This window comes from Dietzia sp. oral taxon 368 (assembly GCF_002999155.1).
In the GTDB taxonomy this organism is placed as follows: Bacteria; Actinomycetota; Actinomycetes; order Mycobacteriales; family Mycobacteriaceae; genus Dietzia; species Dietzia cinnamea.
Genome location: NZ_CP027238.1, coordinates 1,586,984 through 1,604,957 on the forward strand (window position 1 = coordinate 1,586,984; position 17,974 = coordinate 1,604,957).

18 protein-coding genes are annotated in these 17,974 nt (G+C 72.5%); 8 read left to right on the plus strand and 10 right to left on the minus strand.

From position 1 onward, the window contains the following. The first annotated feature begins 8 nt into the window (after positions 1–8). Positions 9–1,103, plus strand: a complete 1,095-nt coding sequence (locus C3V38_RS07440) for a hypothetical protein (RefSeq protein WP_106385424.1) — start codon at positions 9–11, stop codon at positions 1,101–1,103. Positions 1,104–1,235: 132 nt separating this feature from the next. Here C3V38_RS07440 and C3V38_RS07445 read toward each other — a convergent pair whose 3' ends face one another. Both C3V38_RS07445 and C3V38_RS07450 read right to left on the minus strand, forming a co-directional pair. Beyond that, positions 1,236–2,120 (minus strand): oxidoreductase, encoded by an 885-nt coding sequence (locus C3V38_RS07445; RefSeq protein WP_061227900.1) that lies wholly within the window; start codon positions 2,118–2,120, stop codon positions 1,236–1,238. 52 nt (positions 2,121–2,172) lie between these two features. Next, the gene (locus C3V38_RS07450; protein WP_061914213.1) at positions 2,173–3,009 is read right to left on the minus strand and encodes a MerR family transcriptional regulator; all 837 of its coding nucleotides are present in this window, start codon (positions 3,007–3,009) and stop codon (positions 2,173–2,175) included. A gap of 129 nt (positions 3,010–3,138) precedes the next feature. On the opposite strand from C3V38_RS07450, the gene C3V38_RS07455 reads away from it, so the two are divergent. Further along, complete coding sequence (locus C3V38_RS07455; protein ID WP_061227850.1) at positions 3,139–4,704, plus strand: succinic semialdehyde dehydrogenase; 1,566 nt, start codon at positions 3,139–3,141, stop codon at positions 4,702–4,704. Positions 4,705–5,017: 313 nt separating this feature from the next. Here the strand turns inward: C3V38_RS07455 and C3V38_RS07460 are convergent, their stop codons facing one another. Next, positions 5,018–5,749, minus strand: coding sequence for a copper resistance CopC family protein (locus tag C3V38_RS07460; RefSeq protein WP_106385425.1), 732 nt, complete (start codon positions 5,747–5,749; stop codon positions 5,018–5,020). Then, positions 5,746–6,588 carry a DUF6474 family protein gene (locus C3V38_RS07465; RefSeq protein ID WP_106385426.1) on the minus strand — a complete coding sequence of 281 codons (843 nt, stop codon included), beginning with the start codon at positions 6,586–6,588 and terminating at the stop codon, positions 5,746–5,748. The genes C3V38_RS07460 and C3V38_RS07465 overlap by 4 nt, the downstream gene beginning before the upstream one ends. 111 nt (positions 6,589–6,699) lie before the next feature. Here C3V38_RS07465 and C3V38_RS07470 point away from each other — a divergent pair, with 111 nt between their 5' ends. Both C3V38_RS07470 and C3V38_RS07475 read left to right on the plus strand, forming a co-directional pair. Beyond that, the gene (locus tag C3V38_RS07470) at positions 6,700–8,379 is read left to right on the plus strand and encodes a TM0106 family RecB-like putative nuclease (protein WP_106385427.1); all 1,680 of its coding nucleotides are present in this window, start codon (positions 6,700–6,702) and stop codon (positions 8,377–8,379) included. A gap of 324 nt (positions 8,380–8,703) precedes the next feature. Further along, entirely contained in the window at positions 8,704–9,264 is a 561-nt protein-coding gene (locus C3V38_RS07475) for a hypothetical protein (protein WP_106385428.1), read from the plus strand. Positions 9,265–9,397: 133 nt separating this feature from the next. On the opposite strand, the gene C3V38_RS07480 is transcribed toward C3V38_RS07475, so the two are convergent. The 3 genes from C3V38_RS07480 to C3V38_RS07490 form a co-directional block, all read right to left on the minus strand. Continuing rightward, positions 9,398–10,165 carry an SDR family NAD(P)-dependent oxidoreductase gene (locus C3V38_RS07480; RefSeq protein ID WP_007629673.1) on the minus strand — a complete coding sequence of 256 codons (768 nt, stop codon included), beginning with the start codon at positions 10,163–10,165 and terminating at the stop codon, positions 9,398–9,400. A gap of 61 nt (positions 10,166–10,226) precedes the next feature. Then, positions 10,227–12,308 (minus strand): neutral/alkaline non-lysosomal ceramidase N-terminal domain-containing protein, encoded by a 2,082-nt coding sequence (locus C3V38_RS07485; protein ID WP_106385429.1) that lies wholly within the window; start codon positions 12,306–12,308, stop codon positions 10,227–10,229. Between the two features lie 261 nt (positions 12,309–12,569). Beyond that, on the minus strand, positions 12,570–13,172 hold the full coding sequence (locus C3V38_RS07490; protein ID WP_007629669.1) for a superoxide dismutase: 603 nt from the start codon (positions 13,170–13,172) through the stop codon (positions 12,570–12,572). Between the two features lie 160 nt (positions 13,173–13,332). Between C3V38_RS07490 and C3V38_RS07495 the strand changes: the two genes are divergently transcribed. After that, complete coding sequence (locus C3V38_RS07495) at positions 13,333–13,788, plus strand: NUDIX domain-containing protein (protein WP_232303002.1); 456 nt, start codon at positions 13,333–13,335, stop codon at positions 13,786–13,788. A 39-nt stretch (positions 13,789–13,827) separates the two neighbouring features. Here C3V38_RS07495 and C3V38_RS17585 read toward each other — a convergent pair whose 3' ends face one another. Next, positions 13,828–14,001, minus strand: a complete 174-nt coding sequence (locus C3V38_RS17585; protein WP_165001081.1) for a hypothetical protein — start codon at positions 13,999–14,001, stop codon at positions 13,828–13,830. 104 nt (positions 14,002–14,105) lie between these two features. Here C3V38_RS17585 and msrA point away from each other — a divergent pair, with 104 nt between their 5' ends. After that, positions 14,106–14,783: a peptide-methionine (S)-S-oxide reductase MsrA gene (msrA, locus tag C3V38_RS07505; protein ID WP_106385430.1), complete on the plus strand. Its 678-nt coding sequence runs from the start codon at positions 14,106–14,108 to the stop codon at positions 14,781–14,783. A 397-nt stretch (positions 14,784–15,180) separates the two neighbouring features. On the opposite strand, the gene C3V38_RS07510 is transcribed toward msrA, so the two are convergent. Continuing rightward, positions 15,181–15,384, minus strand: a complete 204-nt coding sequence (locus C3V38_RS07510) for a cold-shock protein (protein WP_063972317.1) — start codon at positions 15,382–15,384, stop codon at positions 15,181–15,183. Positions 15,385–15,619: 235 nt separating this feature from the next. Beyond that, positions 15,620–15,991 carry a DUF488 domain-containing protein gene (locus C3V38_RS07515; protein ID WP_254426119.1) on the minus strand — a complete coding sequence of 124 codons (372 nt, stop codon included), beginning with the start codon at positions 15,989–15,991 and terminating at the stop codon, positions 15,620–15,622. A gap of 105 nt (positions 15,992–16,096) precedes the next feature. Between C3V38_RS07515 and C3V38_RS07520 the strand changes: the two genes are divergently transcribed. Then, positions 16,097–16,939, plus strand: a complete 843-nt coding sequence (locus tag C3V38_RS07520) for a DUF4328 domain-containing protein (protein WP_254426120.1) — start codon at positions 16,097–16,099, stop codon at positions 16,937–16,939. Between the two features lie 3 nt (positions 16,940–16,942). Further along, the gene (locus C3V38_RS07525; protein ID WP_305790981.1) at positions 16,943–17,908 is read left to right on the plus strand and encodes a glycerophosphodiester phosphodiesterase family protein; all 966 of its coding nucleotides are present in this window, start codon (positions 16,943–16,945) and stop codon (positions 17,906–17,908) included. Positions 17,909–17,974: the final 66 nt, after the last annotated feature.

A 17,974-nucleotide genomic window follows, 5' to 3' on the forward strand; every position in this document is an offset into this window, starting at 1 on the left:
CTGTCGTGATGCCCCAGACCAGTGGTTCCGGAGCCCGGACCAGGCGCCTCGGCGCCGCTGTCACCGCCACCGTGCTGGCGGCCGTCGCCGTGCCCGCCGTGGCGCAGGCCCAGGACGAACCGACACCGGGCACCGGGACGGGGTCGACGGTGCCCGAGACGGGCGTGTCGAGCGTGGACCAGCTGATCGGCCAGCTGCCGGACGAGATCGTCATCGGCGGCGGGGGCCTGGGCTCGGAGGCCCTGCGGGACACGGGCAGCGCCCCGGTGGTCGACGGCGCGCAGTCGGTCGGCGAGGTCGTGGGTTCGGTGGCGCCGCTCGAGGCCGTGGGCGTGGCGGGCGGGTCGGCGGCGGCGTCGGTCGCGTCGTCGGGCAGCCTGCCGGGATCGGTGTACGTCAACCCCACCGGGTCGGTCGGCTCGGGCACGATCGGGTTGGGGTCGATCGCGATCCCCGAGTACATCTTCCCCGTTCTGAGCCTGCAGTTCGCGGGCGGATACTTCGCCGCGCTGGACGAGCGTCAGGACGCGGGCGAGCTCTACCCGCACGAGTTGGACTTCTGGCACGGCCTGGTCGAGGGGTCCGCCGAGGGTGGTGCGCTGCTCACGGACGCGGCGGCCGCGGCGGGCACCGAGCTGCCCGGCGGGCTGGCGGGGAGCATCGAGGCGGTGCAGATCGCCGCGCTGCAGGACCCGTACGAGGACAACGAGCGCCGCCGCGCCGAGGCGCAGGCGGCCGCGGAGGCGGAGGCCGCCGGGCAGACGCAGGAGGACGAGGACGCGTCCGGTGCCGCGGACGGTGCGCCCGGGGCCACGACCGGGGGCGACGACGACGACGAGCTCCCCGCCACCCCGGCCGGCGCGAACGGGCCCGCGGCTGAGGCGGGGGTCGGAACCGGTGCCGGGGGCCGCACCCTGGACGCCGCCGCCGCTCCGGCGCCCGCTCACGCCGCGGCGGCGGACACCACCTCCGGCCCGGCCGGGCAGTCGGCTACCGCCGCGTTGGCGGTGACCGGCGTGCGGACGGCCACGGTGGCGGGTCTGGCGGCCGGGACCGTTCTGCTGGGCGTGCTGCTGCTGGCCGCGTCCCGCCGGCGGGCGTAGGGCGCACCTCGTCGTCGTCGCCCCCCCCGGTGGGCCTCCCCGCGCGGCGGCGGTCGACATCGCGGCGCCGGTGCGCGGCGGTGGGCATCTGGGCGCCGGCGCGCGCGGCGGTATCCGGCGGCGCGGCGGGACTCAGGCGGCGGTCATCTGCGCGCACCGCTCCCACAGGGCGGCCGCGACGTCCGGGTCCCGCGAGGCGCGCGTGGACCGCACTGTCGTCGGGTACCCGGTGAGCTCACCGGGGCCGTCGGGGCCGATGTACGCGCCGCGCCGCACGGACTCGACCGTCGCCGCGTACAGCTGCGGCAGCGCGCCCCGCTCGGCCGGCTGCACCAGGTACGGGATCTTCTCCACGCCCTTCATGACCAGGTCCTGCACGCGGCTGCCGCTGCGGTACTGCAGGTTGGTCGCCGAGTACCCCGGGTGCGCGACCACCGCCTTGAGCGACGACCCCGCCAGCTCGAGCCGGCGTTGCTGCTCGTACGCCAGCATGACGCAGGCCAGCTTGGAGGCGGCGTACGCCGTCATCGGCGAGTAGCGGCGGCGGGTCCAGTCCAGGTCGTCCGGGTCGACGGAACCGAAGCGGTGCATGATCGACCCCAGCCACACGACCCGGTCGGTGAGCGCCGGCGCGAGCAGCTCGGTGAGCGCGAAGTGGCCCAGCACGTTGACGCCGAACTGCATCTCGTGCCCCTGTGCGGTGCGCGACCGCGGGATGTTCATCAGGCCGGCGTTGTTGATGAGCGCGTCCGGCGCCCGGCCACCCAGGACCTCGCCCGCCGCCCGCACCGAGTCGAGGTCGGCCAGGTCGAGCTCGACGACCTCGGCGCGCTCCGGGTGCGCGAGCCCGGCGCGGACGGCCTCGGCGCGTGTCGTGTCGCGGCAGGCCATGACGACCCGGGCGCCCACCTCGGTCAGCGCCCGGGTCGCCTGCAGGCCCAGGCCGGAGTTCGCCCCGGTGATGACGAACGTCCGGCCGGTCTGGTCGGGGATGTCAGCAGTGGTCCATCGGCTCATGCGGGCCAGCGTACGGCCGCCGACCGCCCCGCTCACGGCGCGCGGCGGCGATTCAGTCCCACGTCGCGGTGTCGGGGTCGACGCCGTGGGCGCGGGCACCCGCCTCGACCGCCGCGACGAGCCAGTCCGTCAGGCCGGGCTCGAGGGCCTCGTACGTCGCCGCGAACCGCTCGTCCTGCCGGTACATGCGCGCCAGCAGCACCTGCATCGACCGGGAGCAGTCGTAGAACTGCGAGATCGACGCCCGGTGTCGCTCGACCAACGCGGCCGCCTCCGCCGAGCCGGGATCCACCCCGGCGCGCTTCGCGGCGGCCAGGTCGGCGTTCAGCGACTCCGTCTCGGCCTTGACCCGCTTCCACTCCTCCTTGCTCATCTTCGCCGTGCGCTGCTGCGACTGCTCCCACTGCGGGGTGTCGCCCCAGCGCTCGGCGGCTTCGTCCTGCCAGTTCGGATCCCAGTCGGTGCCGAAGATCTCGGCCCGGTCCTCCGGGGTCAGGGGTGCGTTCACGTCGATCGCCTCCTTCAGGCGGTCCACTGCGGAGACCATCTCCTGCAGGTGAGAGATGCGCTCGACCAGCAGCCGACGCTGGCGGTTCAGGTGGGCGCGCTCGTTGACCTCGGGGTCGTCGAGCAGTGCGCCGATCTCCGCGAGCGGGAAACCCAGCTCCCGATAGACCAGCACGCGGTGGAGCCGCGCGATGTCGTTGTCGTCATACACGCGGTAGTCCGACCACGTCCGCCCGCTCGCCCGCGCCAGCCCGATCCGGTCCCAGTGGTGCAGGGTCCGCACGCTCACGCCGACCAACGCGGCGGCCGCGCCCACTGTGAGCCCGGCCGACCCGCGAGTCCCGTCCGGAGCGGGCGTGCCGTCACCTTCGTGCGTCGTCATCGATCCAGCATCTCTCACACCGACGAGCGTGGGGCCTGACGCCGCGTCAGGGTCAAGCATCGGGTGCGTGGATTGACAAATCATGCCGGGGTGTACAGCGGCGCGTACTCGCCGGTAACCTTGGCGGGCATGAGCCGACCTGCGCCCCGCGTGTACGACCGCCTCCGCGACCTCGTCGCGATCCCCGAATTCCGCGCCGACCCGTCGAGTCGCCCGTCGTCGACCATCAACGAGGTCTTCACCGGCGAGCCGCTCGCGGAGATCCCCGCCGGCACCGCCGACGACGTGGTCGCCGCGGTGGAGCGGGCCCGCGCCGCCCAGGTGGCGTGGGCCGACCGCGACGTAGCCGACCGCGTCGCCGTGATCACCCGGTTCGCCAAGGAGGTCATGCGCAACCGGGCCGAGCTCATGGACATCGTCCAGGCCGAGACCGGCAAGAGCCGTTCGTCGGCGCAGGAAGAGGTCCTCGACTGCCTCATCACCGCCCGCCACTACGCTCGCACCGCTCCCGGCCTGCTCGCGCCCAAGCGGGTCCAGGGCATGCTGCCCGGGTTGACCAAAGCCGTGGTCCGCCGCCAGCCCAAGGGCGTCGTGGGCGTGATCGCGCCGTGGAACTACCCGCTCAACCTCGCCGCCACCGACGCACTCGCCGCGCTGATCGCCGGCAACGCCGTCGTGATCAAGCCGGCGTCGATCACCCCGTTCTGCGCGCTCGCGGCGGCCGACATGTTCTACCGCGCCGGCCTGCCACGCGAGCTGTTCCAGGTGGTCCCCGGTGCGGGCGGGACCGTCGGCGGCGCGATCGTCGACAACGTGGACTACCTCATGTTCACCGGTTCCACCGCGACCGGCCGCACGCTCGGGCGCCAGTGCGGCGAGCGTCTGATCGGATTCTCCGCCGAACTCGGTGGCAAGAACGCCATGATCGTCACCGCGGGCGCCGACCTCGACCGCGTCGCCGAGGTCGCCACGCGCGCCTTCTTCTCCAACTCCGGCCAGCTGTGCATCTCGGTTGAGCGCCTCTACGTGGAGAAGTCCGTGGCGGCGCAGCTGACGGAGAAGCTCACCGCCCGCGTCAAGGCCATGAGCGTCGGCCCGGGGTACGACTTCGAGGCCGAGATGGGCAGCCTCATCTCGCAGGACCAGCTGGACACCGTGAGCGCGCACGTCGACGACGCCGTGTCCAAGGGGGCCCGCGTCCTGGCCGGCGGGCGGGCCCGGCCCGACCTGGGCCCCCTGTTCTACGAGCCCACCCTGCTGGCCGACGTGCCCGAGGACGCGACCTGCTTCGGCGACGAGACCTTCGGCCCGGTGGTGTCGATCTACCCGGTCGACTCCGTCGAGGAGGCGATCGCCGAGGCCAACAAGACCGAATACGGGCTCAACTCCTCGGTGTTCGCCGCCACGGACGCGGAGGGCGAGGCGATCGCGGCGCGCCTGCGGACGGGCACCGTCAACGTCGGCGAGGGGTACGTCGCGGGCTGGGGTTCGGTCGCCGGGCCGATGGGCGGCATGGGCGCCTCCGGGGTCGGCCGCCGGCACGGTGACGAGGGCCTGCTCAAGTACACCGAGGCCCAGACGATCGCCACGCAGCGAGTGATGCACATGGGCGGGCCGTCGTTCCTGCCGCGTAAGCGGTGGCAGCAGGTGCTCGCGCCCGCGACCAACGCGATGCGGTTCCTGCCGGGGCGGTAGCCCGACTACGGGCCGGAGCTGGCCGGTCGTTTGCAGGCCGCGCTCGACCACAGCCGCTCGCCAACATGGCGTCTCGCCCGCCCCGAAGTGTGGGCGAGACGCCATGGCGAGGAGCGGCTGTGTGTCTCGCGTACATCCGGAGGAGCGAGACGCCAGGGAGGCGTGCGGCTGGCCAGGATTTCGCGGGAGCGAGACGCCCGGCCCAGGAGCGAGACGCCATCTGGACGAGCGAGACGCCAGGGAGGCGTGCGGCTGCCCGGGGGCGGGCCGAGGTCCGGAGCGCGCGCCGGCCCGTCGCCCCCGGGGCAGTCAGTCAGCTGCCGCTGCCGCCATCCCGGCGCAGCAGCACGAACGCGCCGCCGATGAGCAGGACGGCCAGGCCGCCGACCACCCAGATCACGGGATTGACTCCGGAGCTCTCGCCGGAGGTCTCGTCGGCGACGTCCGCCTCGGTCGCATCGGCGTCCGCGGACTCGCCACCGGCGTCGGAAGCCGTCGCCCCGCCGGCATCGGAACCCTCGGCCCCGGCACCGCTTTCACCAGCGGTCGCACCGCCCTCACCACCGGCCGCTCCACCGTCCGCGCCGGCGCCACCCTCGGCACCGGCCACGGTGAACACCGAGGAGCCGCTCACCACGTGGCCGTCGGCCGAGGTGACGCGATAGCCGACGGTGTAGGCGCCGGGCGCGAGGTCGTCGACGCGGGCGGTGACGGTCTCGCCGTCGACCATCGGCTTGCCGGCCACGCGGTTCGTCCGGTCATCTCCGGCGGTCACGGCGACGGAGGCGAAGTTCTGGTTGACCTCCTCGTTGAAAGTCAACACGATCTGCTCGGGCGCCGCGTCGAGCTGCGAGCCGTCCTCCGGGTCGACGGAGATCAGCACGGAGTGCGCGGCCGCGACGGGCGCGAGCATCACGGAGGGTGCGGTCGCGCCGCCGAGCAGGGCGGCCGCCACCGCGACCGAACCCAGGCGCCGACGCAGCGGCGAACGCCCGGCCCCCGCCGGACGCCCGGACCGCGCGGAACCGATGTCCAGCTGGGTCACGCCTTGACCCCCAGGCGGGCCAGGACGTCCTTGTTCACGCGGTCGAGTTCGCCGGAGATCGAGGAGTGGATCTCGCGCCGCTGGGCGGTGGGCGTGGTCTCGGCGGTCTCGACGGCCGTGCGCAGGTCGGTCAGGCGAGTGCGGGTGGAGGCGACGAAGTCCTTGACCTCCCGCTCGCCACCGCGGCTCGTCTCGAGCTGGTCGAGGGTCCGCTCGAGGCGGACGATCCGCGCACCCAGGGCGGCACCGGGGCCGGTGGCGTTGATGCCGGCGGCCTTGAGATCGACGCCGCCGGCCCCGGCGGTCTTGTCGGAGCTCTGCACGTTGGACACGACCTTGTAGAGCAGTGGCAGCAGCACCGGGGTGGCGACCTGGGCTATGTTCAGCCAGCGCTGGACGTCGTCCTTGTTGAGCTTGGTGCCCTTGAGCTTGTCGAGCTCCATCTCGGCCAGCTGGTACTCGTGCTTGCGGCCGGCGGCATCGATCTTGTCGGCGAGCTTCCGGTCCTTGGCCAGGATCTTGGCTTCGCGCTTGACGGTCTTGCGCTCCTCCTTGGCGTGGACCTTCTCGGCCTTCCGGTCCCGCTTGGCGGCCTTGCGGTTGAGCTTGTCCTGCTTCTCGGCGCGCTTCCCCTCCCGCTTTGCCCTGCGGTCGGCGTTCTTGCCCTCGAGCTTGGCGCGCTTCTTGGCCTCCGCCAGCTCCACGCGGTGGGCCTCCCTGGCCTGCTTGCGGGCCTCCTTGGCCGCGAGCTTGGCTTCGGTCATGGCGGTGGACTTGAGCGCCGCGGCATGGGCCCGGAGTCCGGCACGCTTGTCGCGGTAGGTCGTCAGCTTGCCCATGGGCGTCGATCCTTCTCTCGTCGCGAACATCAGGCCACCAGCCTAGGCGAATTGCCGGGCACAGAGGACCGGACCGTCGTGCACTGGGCGGCTGGGCCATGATGGACGGCGATGGAGGACGCCGAGCGCACCACGGGCCGGGTCCCCGACGCGGCGGTGGTGGGACCGGCTTCGGGGGCCAGATGTCTGCACCGCGTGGCCCGGGAGCGCGACGCCCGGCCGGGGTGGCGGCGGACCGCGCCGATCGACGAGGGCGTCAGGCTGCGGGCCATGGCTGCGGCGGATCGCCGCGCGGGACTGAGGGAGCGCGCGCTGGCGGGCGCTCGCCCCGACGCCGCGGTGGTGGACGTGGTGGGGGACCACTGGACGGATCTGCCGGGGGACGTACCGGGTGACGACGACGAGGAGGTGACCCTCCGGGCGTTGGCCGACGGGGCGACTCTGGTGTGGGGCGCCGCCCTTCCCGCCGATGAGGGCAGTGGCCGGGCGGGCCTGAGGTGCACGGTGGCGGCCGTGCCCGGCGGTGGGTACGCGCCGGTGTTGGTGGTCAACCACAAGGTGGTCGACCCGCGGCGGGGGAAGGGGTCGTCGACGGCGACGGTGACCCGGCTGCTCGACTGGGCGCCGGCGCCCGATCCGACCCTGCGGGTGCGGCGCCATCCGGCGGACCTCGACCGGCTCGTCCACGCCTGGCGCCTGCTCGAGGCGGTGGGGCACGCGACGTCGTCCCCGGTGGGTGCGGTGCTCGGGCTGGGCTCGGCGCGGGCGGTGGTGCACGACCTCGGGCCGGTGCTCGACCCGGCCGACCGCACCCACGCCACGCGACTGGCGGTGGTACGCGGTGAGCTGGACACCGCCCCCAGCCGGATCGGCGAATGCCGCACCTGCCCGTGGTGGGAGGGGTGGGACGACCGGGACGGGCCCGTCGAGGGGTGTCGCGACCGGCTGGTCCTGTCCGATGACGTCAGCCTCGTCGTCGGCGGCGGACAGGTGGGGGCTCTGAGGGCGCGGGGGATCCGGACCGTGGCGGAACTCGCGGAGGCCGGGCCGGACCGGCCGACCGACTGGAACGGCGAGCCGTACTCCGACGCGGTCCTGCGCGCGCGGGCGCACCGCGACGGCGAGGTCGTGGTGCCCAAGGTGGCGCGGCCGACGATCCCCCGGGCGGACGTGGAGGTGGACGTCGACCTCGAGAGCCACCTCGACGACGGCGCCTACCTGTGGGGCACGCTGCTCACCCTGAGGGACGGGCGGCCGCTCGAGGACGAGGGGTACCGGCCGTTCGTCACGTGGTCTCGACTGCCGGACGTCGACGAGGGGCGGGCGTTCGCGGAATTCTGGCGCTGGCTCACCGGGATACGGGACCGGGCGGCAGGGCAGGGGCGCTCGTTCCGCGCGTACTGCTATTCACGGACCGCCGAGAACGGCTGGCTCCTCTCCTCGGCGGGCAGGTTCGGTCCGGAGGGCTCCCTCGCCGTCGTCAAGGGGGTCCCCGGAGTCGCCGAGGTGCGGCGCTTCATCTCCTCTCCACTGTGGGTGGATGTTCACGAGGCCGTCGCGACGCAGTTCGTCTCCACGCCGGGCCTGGGCCTCAAGGTGGTCGCGCCGGTCGCCGGATTCACCTGGCGGGACCCCGAGGCGGGCGGTGAGGCCTCGCTCGGGTGGTACCGGGACGCGCAGGCGGCCCGGGGCGTCGAACGCGACGCCGGGCGCGAGCGGATCCTCGCCTACAACGAGGACGACGTCCGCGCCACGCGGGCCGTGCGGGAGTGGATCACCAGGTTCGCCTGAGTCGACGCCGCTGACCGGCGAGTATCGGCGTCCTCTTATCCGCCCTGCCGCGAGCCCGCCTCGGGGCGCGCGACCGCGGCGGGGTCCGAAACGGCGCTACGCGACCGACACGGGGTGTGGGAGAAAAGGTCTCACTCCTTATTCTAACTAAGATTTAACTGAGTTGACGCCGTACATCACCTGAACCCGGGGATAGGGTGGGGCGTGGTCCGCATCTCACTGTTGGTGTCGTAACAGCGTTCTCGCGGGCCAGGCAGGCCCCACCCGGGGTGGTCCGGCCATGAGCCTCCGCGCCTGGGAACCCTTTTCCACCCGAGGAGACGCATGGCCGGTCTCCCCGGCGTCGCAGGAGCCCAGACCGGCGGCCTGGATTCCGGCAGCCTCGGCCTGGTCTCCGATTCGCTCGAGGGCGGGTCGGTGCAGATTAATCCCCCTGCCAACGCCACGGGCGAGGGCTCGCTCGACACGTCCGGTTCGACGCTGCTCGGCGAGCCGTCCACCGGGTCCCTCGCCCCGCTGGCGGGCTCGGTCGCGCCCCTCGTCACCAGCTCGGTCGATACGACGGACTCGCTGATCGGTGAGCCCACCACGGGCTCGCTCGCGCCGCTCTATGCTCCCGTCGCCGGCTCCCTCGGCATCGGCGAGGGCGCGACGACCATCATCCAGGACCCGGCTGGTGCCGGCTCGGTCGTGCTGCGCTTCGGCTCCGTCGCCGCGATCGGTGCGGGCATCGCCTTCGCGCCGCAGATCCAGCAGGCGCTGGCCGACGCGGGCATCGTCCTGCCGCCGCTTCCGGGTCTGCCCGCGCCCGCCGGCGCCCCGGCTCCCGCGCCCGCCCCGGCCCCGCCGGCCCCCGGCCCGGGCATCGACAACGGCCGCGGCTGATACCAGTCCCGCCTACGACCGAGGCCCGCCCCGATCAGGGGGGCGGGCCTCAGTCGTCTGCGACGCTGCAGCGCGGCGCAATCCAGCGCGGCGCTCGAGGGGGAGCGCCGCGCTGCCGTGCGCGGCGCGCTGACTAGCGTGGCGCCATGCGCAGGGCGCCGTCCATGCGGATCGACTCGCCGTTGAGGTAGTCGTGCTCGACGATCGCGTTGGCCAGCTGCGCGTAGTCCGACGGGCGGCCGAGGCGCGACGGGAACGGGATCGCGGCCTCGAGCGACTTCTGGAACTCCTCGGTCAGGCCCTTGAGCATCGGGGTCTCGATGGTGCCCGGGGCGATGGTGTTGACCCGGATGCCGAACTGCGCGAGGTCGCGGGCGGCGCAGATGCCCATCGAGTAGACGCCACCCTTGGAGGCGGCGTAGGCGATCTGCCCGACCTGGCCCTCGTACGCGGCGACGGATGCGGTGTTGATGATGACGCCGCGCTGGCCGTCCTCGTCGACGGTGTCCTGGGTGGACATGGCCTCGGCGGCCAGCCGCAGCACGTTGAAGGTGCCCACGAGGTTCACGGAGATGCAGGTCTCGAACAGGTCGAGCGCGTGGACGCCCTTCTTGGAGACGATGCGGGCGGCCGGCGCGATGCCGGCGCAGTTGACCACGACGCGCAGCGGCGCGGCCTCGGTGGCGCGGGCGATGGCGGCCTTGACGTCGTCCTCGCTCGTCACATCGGCGGCGATGAGGGTGATGCCCTCGTCGATGCCCTGCTCGACGGCCTTGTCGATCGACTGCTGGAGGTCGAGGCCGAACACGACGGCGCCCTTCTCGGCGAAGGAACGCGCGGTGGCGTTACCCAGGCCGGAGGCGGCACCGGTGACGATGACGGAAGCACCCTTGATGTCCACGGGCGTTGTCCTTTCACTAGGAACTGCAACGAATGTCGGGTCCAGTGTCCCAGACCCCGCCTCAGCGGACGGTGAAGCCCCGGCTCTCCCCCCGAACCGGGAACAGGCGACCGTCGAGACCGCGGCCCGACGCGGTGTACACGACCCGGTACTCGCCGGCCGGGGTGCCCGGCGGGATGTCCCACGTGACGAGCGCGTTGGTGACGGTGAGCAGCCCCTCGAACACGATCATCGTGGACCAGTCGCCGTCGTCGTGGACCCGGACCCACCGCCCGCCGTCGCGGCGTTCGATCGCCAGGTAGGTGTCGCCCCGGCGCAGGTCCGAGTTGGGGTGGGTGCCGCAGAACCGCGCCAGGACGCGCTGCCCGACGCGGTACTCCGGAAGCGGCTGGTCCAGGACGTCGCCGAAGTTCCGCAGTGGGGCCGGGGTGTCCACGAGCGGGTTGCCCAGCGGGGAGGCCGGGATCTGTCCGGTGAGGTCTCGCTCGGAGGTTCCGGGGTCCAGCGGCGTGCCCGCCCGCATCGAGCCGGCCAGGTCGGCGGCGATCTGCTGGATCGCGGGCAGGGTCCACGGGCCGAAGATCGTCGCGCCGCCCTCGTAGTTCTGGGCCGAGTACTCCTCGGGCGTGGTCACGTAGTGGCCGTACGCGTTGGAGTAGCCCTGGACGGTCACGTGGTCCTCCGCCACGCCCAGCTCGGCCGCGAGCGTGCGCCGCAGCCGCAGACCCGCCACCACGGTGGGCTCGAACCCGAGGGTGAACAGGTAGTGCCCGCCCAGGCGCACGAGGTGGAACGGGTACACGCGCTGGACGGCGTGCGGCACGAGTCCCACCGGGAGCAGGACGTCCTTGGGCGCGTGGGCCTCGCGCAGCCACGCCGGGATCACGATGTCGGTGAGGGCCTTGACCGCCGGGTTGCCGCCGCGGTCGCCCTCGGCGAAGGGCAGTTCGTCCCCGCCACCGCCGTCCTCCTGGCTGCCCGAGGCGAACGACGCGCCCAGTGCCGCGACGGCGGTGCGGTGGGTGCGCCCGTCGCCGGTGAATTCGGGCCGGACCTCGACGGCGGACATGTCGACCCACACGTGTCGCACGTCGATCCCGCCGCCGAGCGGGCGCACGTCCCTGCCCACCTGGTCGCGGGCGGCCGCGAACTGTCGTTCGCCGTTGATGCGGGTGTTGAGCCACTCGTCGGGCGTCGGCCCGCGGCCGGGTTCGAGGTCCAGGTTGGGGCTGACGTCTCCGGGGTTGGTCTGAGCGAACGCGGTGACCAGGTGCGGCGTCCCGCCGGCGAGGTAGTCCTGGCCCGCGACCTCCCGCTCCCAGTGCCAGGCGGCGTACCCCTTGTTGTCCGAGGAGGCGATGCGGGTGTGCGACGTCATGGACGTGGCGTGGGTGGCGAACCAGTTGAGGACGCCCACCAGCCGGCCGCCGCGGGTGATCTGCAGCGACTGTGACCGCGGGTCGATCCCCTCGGGGAAGCGGGCGCGCTCCTCCGGGGTGTCGCGCTCGAACGAGCCGCGGGAACGCTGAACGCCGGCGTCGTGGAGGGTGCCGGTGGTGACGCCGACCTCCGAGGGGGCGAGGTCGTGATGCGCCATCCGGACGGCGTCGACGATGCCGGCGACGTTGGCCTCGAACGTGACCGGGCGGAAGCCGAGCATCGACAGGTCGACCATCGGGTGGCCGGAGGTGCCGCCCGGGGCGACGTGGGTGTGCGTGGCGGTGATGACCACGTTGCCCTCGTGGTAGGTGCCGCCGAACTCCGCCGCCAGGCGTCGGAGGACCTCCTGTTGGATCGACTGGAAGATCAGGCCGATCTCGGCGGTGACGTGGAGGAACCGGGTCGACGACGGCGAGTCGGCGAAGACGAAGGCGCGCGCCCTCTGCCGCAGGTGCAGTCCGACGGAGAGCTGCTCGGTGTCCGCGTACCCGTTCATGCCCGCGCCCAGTGGCTCTCCGGTCATGTCCCCGATGCCGCGGCCGACGTACAGGGCCGTGGACTGCGCTGAGGCGACGGCGGGCAGGACCGATTGCAGGGCCGCGATCCCGCCGAGGGCGGCGGCTCCGCCCAGGACGGTGCGGCGACTCATGCCGGTCGAACCGCCGGTCTGGGAGTGGTCGACCTGTCGCTCGCCGTTGGACACCGAAGGGACCTCACTTCTCGCGCGGGTGCGCCGCTGCGGCGGACGCCGGGGCGGTTGCGTGAGTCACAGTAACGTCTCGGACGACCGTCCGGGTGCGCACCACGGGCCGAGTGCGCACCACGGGCCGGGTCGGTTCCACGTTCCGGGGCCCGGCCGGTTCCACGGTCGCGGACCCCGGCGGCGGACAGGACGCGGCCCGGGCGGGGTGATCCCCACCCGGGCCGCTGTCAGCTCAAGAGAGCCGTGACGGGTCCGATTCCGTCAGCCCTTGGCGGCGGCGTAGCGCTCGGCCACGTCCTTCCAGTTGACGACGTTCCAGAAGGCCTTGACGTAGTCGGCCTTGACGTTCTTGTACTGGAGGTAGAAGGCGTGCTCCCACATATCCAGCATGAGTAGCGGGGTGATGTTCACCGAGATGTTGCCCTGCTGGTCGGTGAGCTGCTGGATGACCATGCGCTGACCGATGTGGTCCCAGCCGAGGACGGACCAGCCGGAGCCCTGCAGGGTGGTCGCGACGGCGTTGAAGTGCGCCTGGAACTTGTCGAACGAGCCGAACTCGGCGTCGATCGCGGCGGCGAGCTCACCCTCGGGGCGGTCGCCACCCTCCGGAGAGAGGTTCTTCCAGAAGATGGAGTGGTTCGTGTGGCCACCGAGGTGGAAGGCCAGGTTCTTGCTCAGCAGCGGGGCCTTGCCGGAGATGCTGCCGTCCTCGCGGGCCGCGGCGAGCTGCTCGAGGGCGTCGTTGGCGCCCTTCACGTAGGTGGCGTGGTGCTTGGAGTGGTGCAGCTCCATGATCTCGCCGGAGATGTGCGGCTCGAGAGCGCCGTAGTCGTAGTCGAGATCGGGAAGAACGTACTCGGCCATAGTGGAGTGTCCTTTCAGTTGGGTGACGGGCAGCGCGCGGGGTCGACCCGTGGCGCCTGTCACGGCGTCCGTCTCCACCATAGTGATCTGCGGGCGAGCGCGTCGTCCGGCGCCGCGGTGGGCTCGCGGGCGGCCGCGGTGTCCTGCCATGATCAGAACCGTGGATCACTCCGATACGGCGGCCGTGCGCACCATCTCGGTCTCGGCCGTCATCCTGAGTCGGCCCGACGGCGCCGTGGTGACGGTGCGCAAGGTCGGCACGGACCGCTTCATGCTGCCGGGAGGCAAGTGGGAGACGGGGGAGTCGCCGCTCGAGTGCGCGGTGCGGGAGATCGACGAGGAGCTGGGGGTGCCCCTCACGCCTGACGCGTTGGAGTCGCTCGGCCGGTTCGACACGGCCACCGCCAACGAGCCCGGGTTCCTGCTGGTCTCTGAGGTGTTCTCCGCCCGGATGGACGGCGATCCCGAGCCGCGGGCCGAGATCGCCGAGGCACGGTGGGTGACGGTGGGCGAACTGAGGGAGATCGCGGCCCTGCCCGAGGACGACTGCGCGCCGTGGGCGCCGCTGCTGGTGCGGGTCGCGCGCGAGCGCCTCGGAGGCCCGTCGGCGAGCTGACCTCGCCGCGTGCCGGGGCCCCGACCGCGCGCTGGCCGGTCAGAGGACGAGCAGGGCGATGAGCACGACCAGAAGGATGACGGCGAGCGCGACGGGCACCGCGATATTGCGGCGGCGGACGTGATCGCTACAGCCGGTCCCCTCGAACGGCTGCGGCTGATCGGCGTCGAAGATGGCGCGAAGTCGTTGGACTGCAGGCTGTGTGGCGGTCACGTCCAGATCCCCCTCGGTCGTACTGGCGACCACTGTAACGCGGACTATGGGATCGGTCACATCACGTCCGGATCTCGATCCCGCGACGCGGTTACCCTGGCTACATGGGCTGGCTACAGGACGCGATCAGACAATCCGCGATGCGACGGGCGACCGAGGTCGTCGACGCCGACTCGGCGCTGCCGGGCCGGGCGGAACCGGTGGTCGTGGCGCCGAAGAACATCGTCACGGGCAATCCGATGGTGCCGCCGTTCCCGGAGGGGCACGAGTCGATCGTGCTGGGTATGGGCTGTTTCTGGGGTGCGGAGAAGGTGCTCTGGCAGCTCGACGGCGTCTGGACCACGGCGGCCGTCTACGCCGGTGGGTGGACGCCCAACCCGACCTACGAGGAGACGTGTACGGGATTGACCGGCCACACCGAGGCGGTTCTCGTGGTCTTCGATCCCGAGGTGCTGCCCGTGGAGAAGCTGCTCGCGGAGTTCTTCGAATGGCATGACCCCACTCAGGGGATGCGTCAGGGCAACGACATGGGCACCCAGTACCGCTCGGCGATCTACACGACCACGCCGGAGCAGCTGGAGGCGGCGCGCCGCATCGCCGAGGGCTACCAGAAGGAGCTCGGCGCCGCGGGCTACGGGCCGCTGACCACGGAGATCGGAATGCTCGACGAGGCCCGCTCCGGAAAGTACGCCTACGCCGAGGACTACCACCAGCAGTACCTGGTCAAGAATCCCGGTGGCTACGACTGCCACGTGCGCAGCGGGGTCGCCTGCCCCATCTGATCGCGGCCGTCGCGGCTCCGGCCTCCGCGGACGCCGCGACCCACGACCTCCGCAGGCGTCGCGGCCTTCGCAGCCGTAGCCCCGAACGCAGCCGCCCCTCGCGATGGCGTCTCGCCCGCTCTTCGGTGCGCGCGAGACGCCATCGCCGGGAGCGGCTGTGCGGGGCCGCGGGAGCGAGACGCCAGGCAGAAGAGCGAGGCGCCATCGCCGGGAGCGGCTGTGCGTGGGCTGCGGGAGCAAGACGGCAGGCAGGGGAGCGAGACGCCAGGCAGGGGAGCGAGACGCCATCGCCGGGAGCGGCTGTGCGCGGGCCCGGACATGCGAGAGGGCCCCGCAGGATTTCTCCTACGGGGCCCTCTCGTGCAGTCTGAGAACGTCAGATCAGTCTGACGTCAGATCACAGCGGGGTGATGTTCTCCGCCTGCAGGCCCTTGGCGCCCTGCGCGACGTCGAAGGAGACCTGCTGGTTCTCCTCGAGCGAGCGGTAGCCCGAGCCGTTGATGGCGGAGAAGTGGGCGAAGACGTCGGCCGAGCCGTCGTCGGGGGCGATGAAGCCGAAGCCCTTGTCAGCGTTGAACCACTTCACGGTACCGGTAGCCATATTGATGCCTTTCGAGAGTCGGTGCTCCGCTTGTCGGAGTACCGGGTGCTGCAGCAGAGAGCGTGCTGTGTGTTTCCCTGCGGTGCCGCACTGCCCTCTCGCAAGGGCGGTGGATCTACAGAAATACAACGAACGATTTCAACTACTGAGAAAGACCATACACACGACGGCACGGTCCGTCACCCCCTCTGTGATGACGGATACATGAACGGCGAGTGGCGCAGATCCGGACCACTCAGTGAGAAGCGTCGAGGATGACGTCCGCCAGGACCGCTGCGTGATTGTGCTCGGTGTCCCGCGACGCATACGCGAGCACCAGCTCCCCGTCGGCCGCCCGGGCCGCGAGGCGCTCCACCTCCGCGGCCGCGGAGGGACGGGACAGTTCGGCGCGATACCGCTCGGCGAAGCCGTCGAAGTCCAGCTCTCCGCCGTGGAACTCGCGCCGCAACTCGGGCGACGGCGCCACGTCGGTACACCACTCGTCGTGGCGGAACGCGTCCTTTCGCACGCCCCGCGGCCACAGCCGGTCCACGAGCACCACGTACGCGTCCCCGGGATCGGCGCGGCCGGAGACGAGATCGTGGACGCGCACACAGCTCAAGGACATGACCCCAGCATGTGCCACACCGCGCGCCCGCGCCATCCGCGGACGCGAGACCGGGCCACCTGCACCGCGCGCCCGCGCCACCCGGGCTGTGCCAGCATGGTCGCCATGACCACACCGCGGCGGCAGGGGCAGTGGCGCTGGGTCGCGCACCCGCCGTGGCGGTCGCCAGTACCGACCCCGCGACCGCCCCTGCCGCGCTACCGCACCGGACCCGCGTGGGGCCCGCGGACACCCGCCTATCCGGCCACCCCGAGGTGGGGCCTGCCCCCGGTTGCGATCCCGCACCGACTCGAGCCGCCCGCCGTACCCCGGCCGGCCCGCCTCGCCTCGGCCGCCCCCGGCATCATGCGCGCCGCCGGCGCCTGGTTCGCCGCGACCGCCGTCGCCCACGGCCTGCGCTACGCCGCACTCGCCTGGTACGCCGACCGGCTCGCGCCGTGGTGGATCGAGGCCGTCACCACGGCGCTGGTCTGGGTGACCGGGATCGTCGCCATCGCCGTGGGCTTCGCCGCCGCGATCACCGCGACCGCCTGGCTCGTGGAGACCCGCCGCCGGGCCTACGCGCCTGTCCCGGACCCCCGGTCACGGGCGGGCCTGTGGGCGGGGGCGCTCCTCGTCGTCGTCAACTTCTTCCGCCTACCCGTCTACCTGGAGGAACTGCGCCGGGCGTCGGACCGTGCCCCCTCCCGATCCGACCTGAGGCGCTGGTGGGCGGCGTGGGGAGTCAACGCCCTGGCCGTCGCCCTGGCGCTGTGGCGCGGCAGCGGCGAGGGCTCCCAGGCCGCCGCCGACACCGTCCTGCTCACCGCCCTGGCAGCCCTCGCCGCCGTGTGGGCCGCCCGCGAGACCCTGTCCGTCATGCGGAGTTTCACCGACCCTTCCCCGCGGTTCACCCGCAGGTTCATCCCGGCGGGGATCGTGGAGGCACCCGCGACCCGGAAGGAGTGAGACGTGACGGTCCCCGAGACCACCCACCTGCCCTCACCCGTCTCCACCCGAAGCGGCGTCGTCGCCCACCGCGGCGCCTCGGCTGAATTCCCCGAACTCACCCGCGTCGCCCACCAGCAGGCCCTCGACCAGGGCGCGGAGGCGCTCGAGGTGGACATCCGCCTCACCGCCGACGGCGTCCCGGTCCTGCTCCACGACCCGCGCACCACCCGCGTCGGGAACCGGGACCTGTGGGTCCACTCCAGCACCCTCGACCAGATCGCGGCCCTCGACGTGGGCTCCTGGCACCCGGTCCACCGCAGGCCCGAGACGGTCATGACCCTGCGCAGTTTCCTCGTGATGGCCGAGGCGTACCCGCACGTGCGCCTGTTCCTCGAGACCAAACACCCCGTGCCCTCCGGCGGGCGCGTCGAGACCGCCCTACGCGACGAGCTCCGGTACTTCGGGTTGGACCGGGCCGCGTCCTTCGCCGAGTCACGCGCGGTGATGATGAGCTTCTCCGTCTCCGCCGTGCGGCGCTTCCGGCAGCTCGCCCCCGATGTGCCGACCGTGCAGCTGCGCGAGCGGCGCAACGTGTTCAAGTCGTGGCCCGCCGAGGGGTTCGGCGCCCAGCTGATGGGACCGAGCATCAGCGCCCTGCGCGCCCGGCCGTGGCTGGCCGAGTACTGGCGCTCGCGCGGGATGGGCACGTACTGCTGGACCGTCGACGACCCCGCCGACCTCCTCCTGTGTCGCGACCTCGGGGTGGACTGGGTGGGTACCAACGCGCCGGCGCGGGCGCTGACCGTCCTCGACGGCGCGACGCCGCCGACCGAGGGACCCGCGGACGGGGCCGGGGCCGCCGGGGCTGTGGCCGCCGGGGCTGTGGCCGGGACGGGGGCGGGCGCGGCTGGTGCAGGAGACGCGGCAAGTGCGGCTACCGGGCAGGGCGCGGCGGTCCGGGGATTGCCGATCGATCCGGCATCATAAGCCCGCTGACCTGCGCTGGTGCTTCGTCCTGCGCGCCCGGAATGGTCCCGTCCGGCAGCGCAAGCC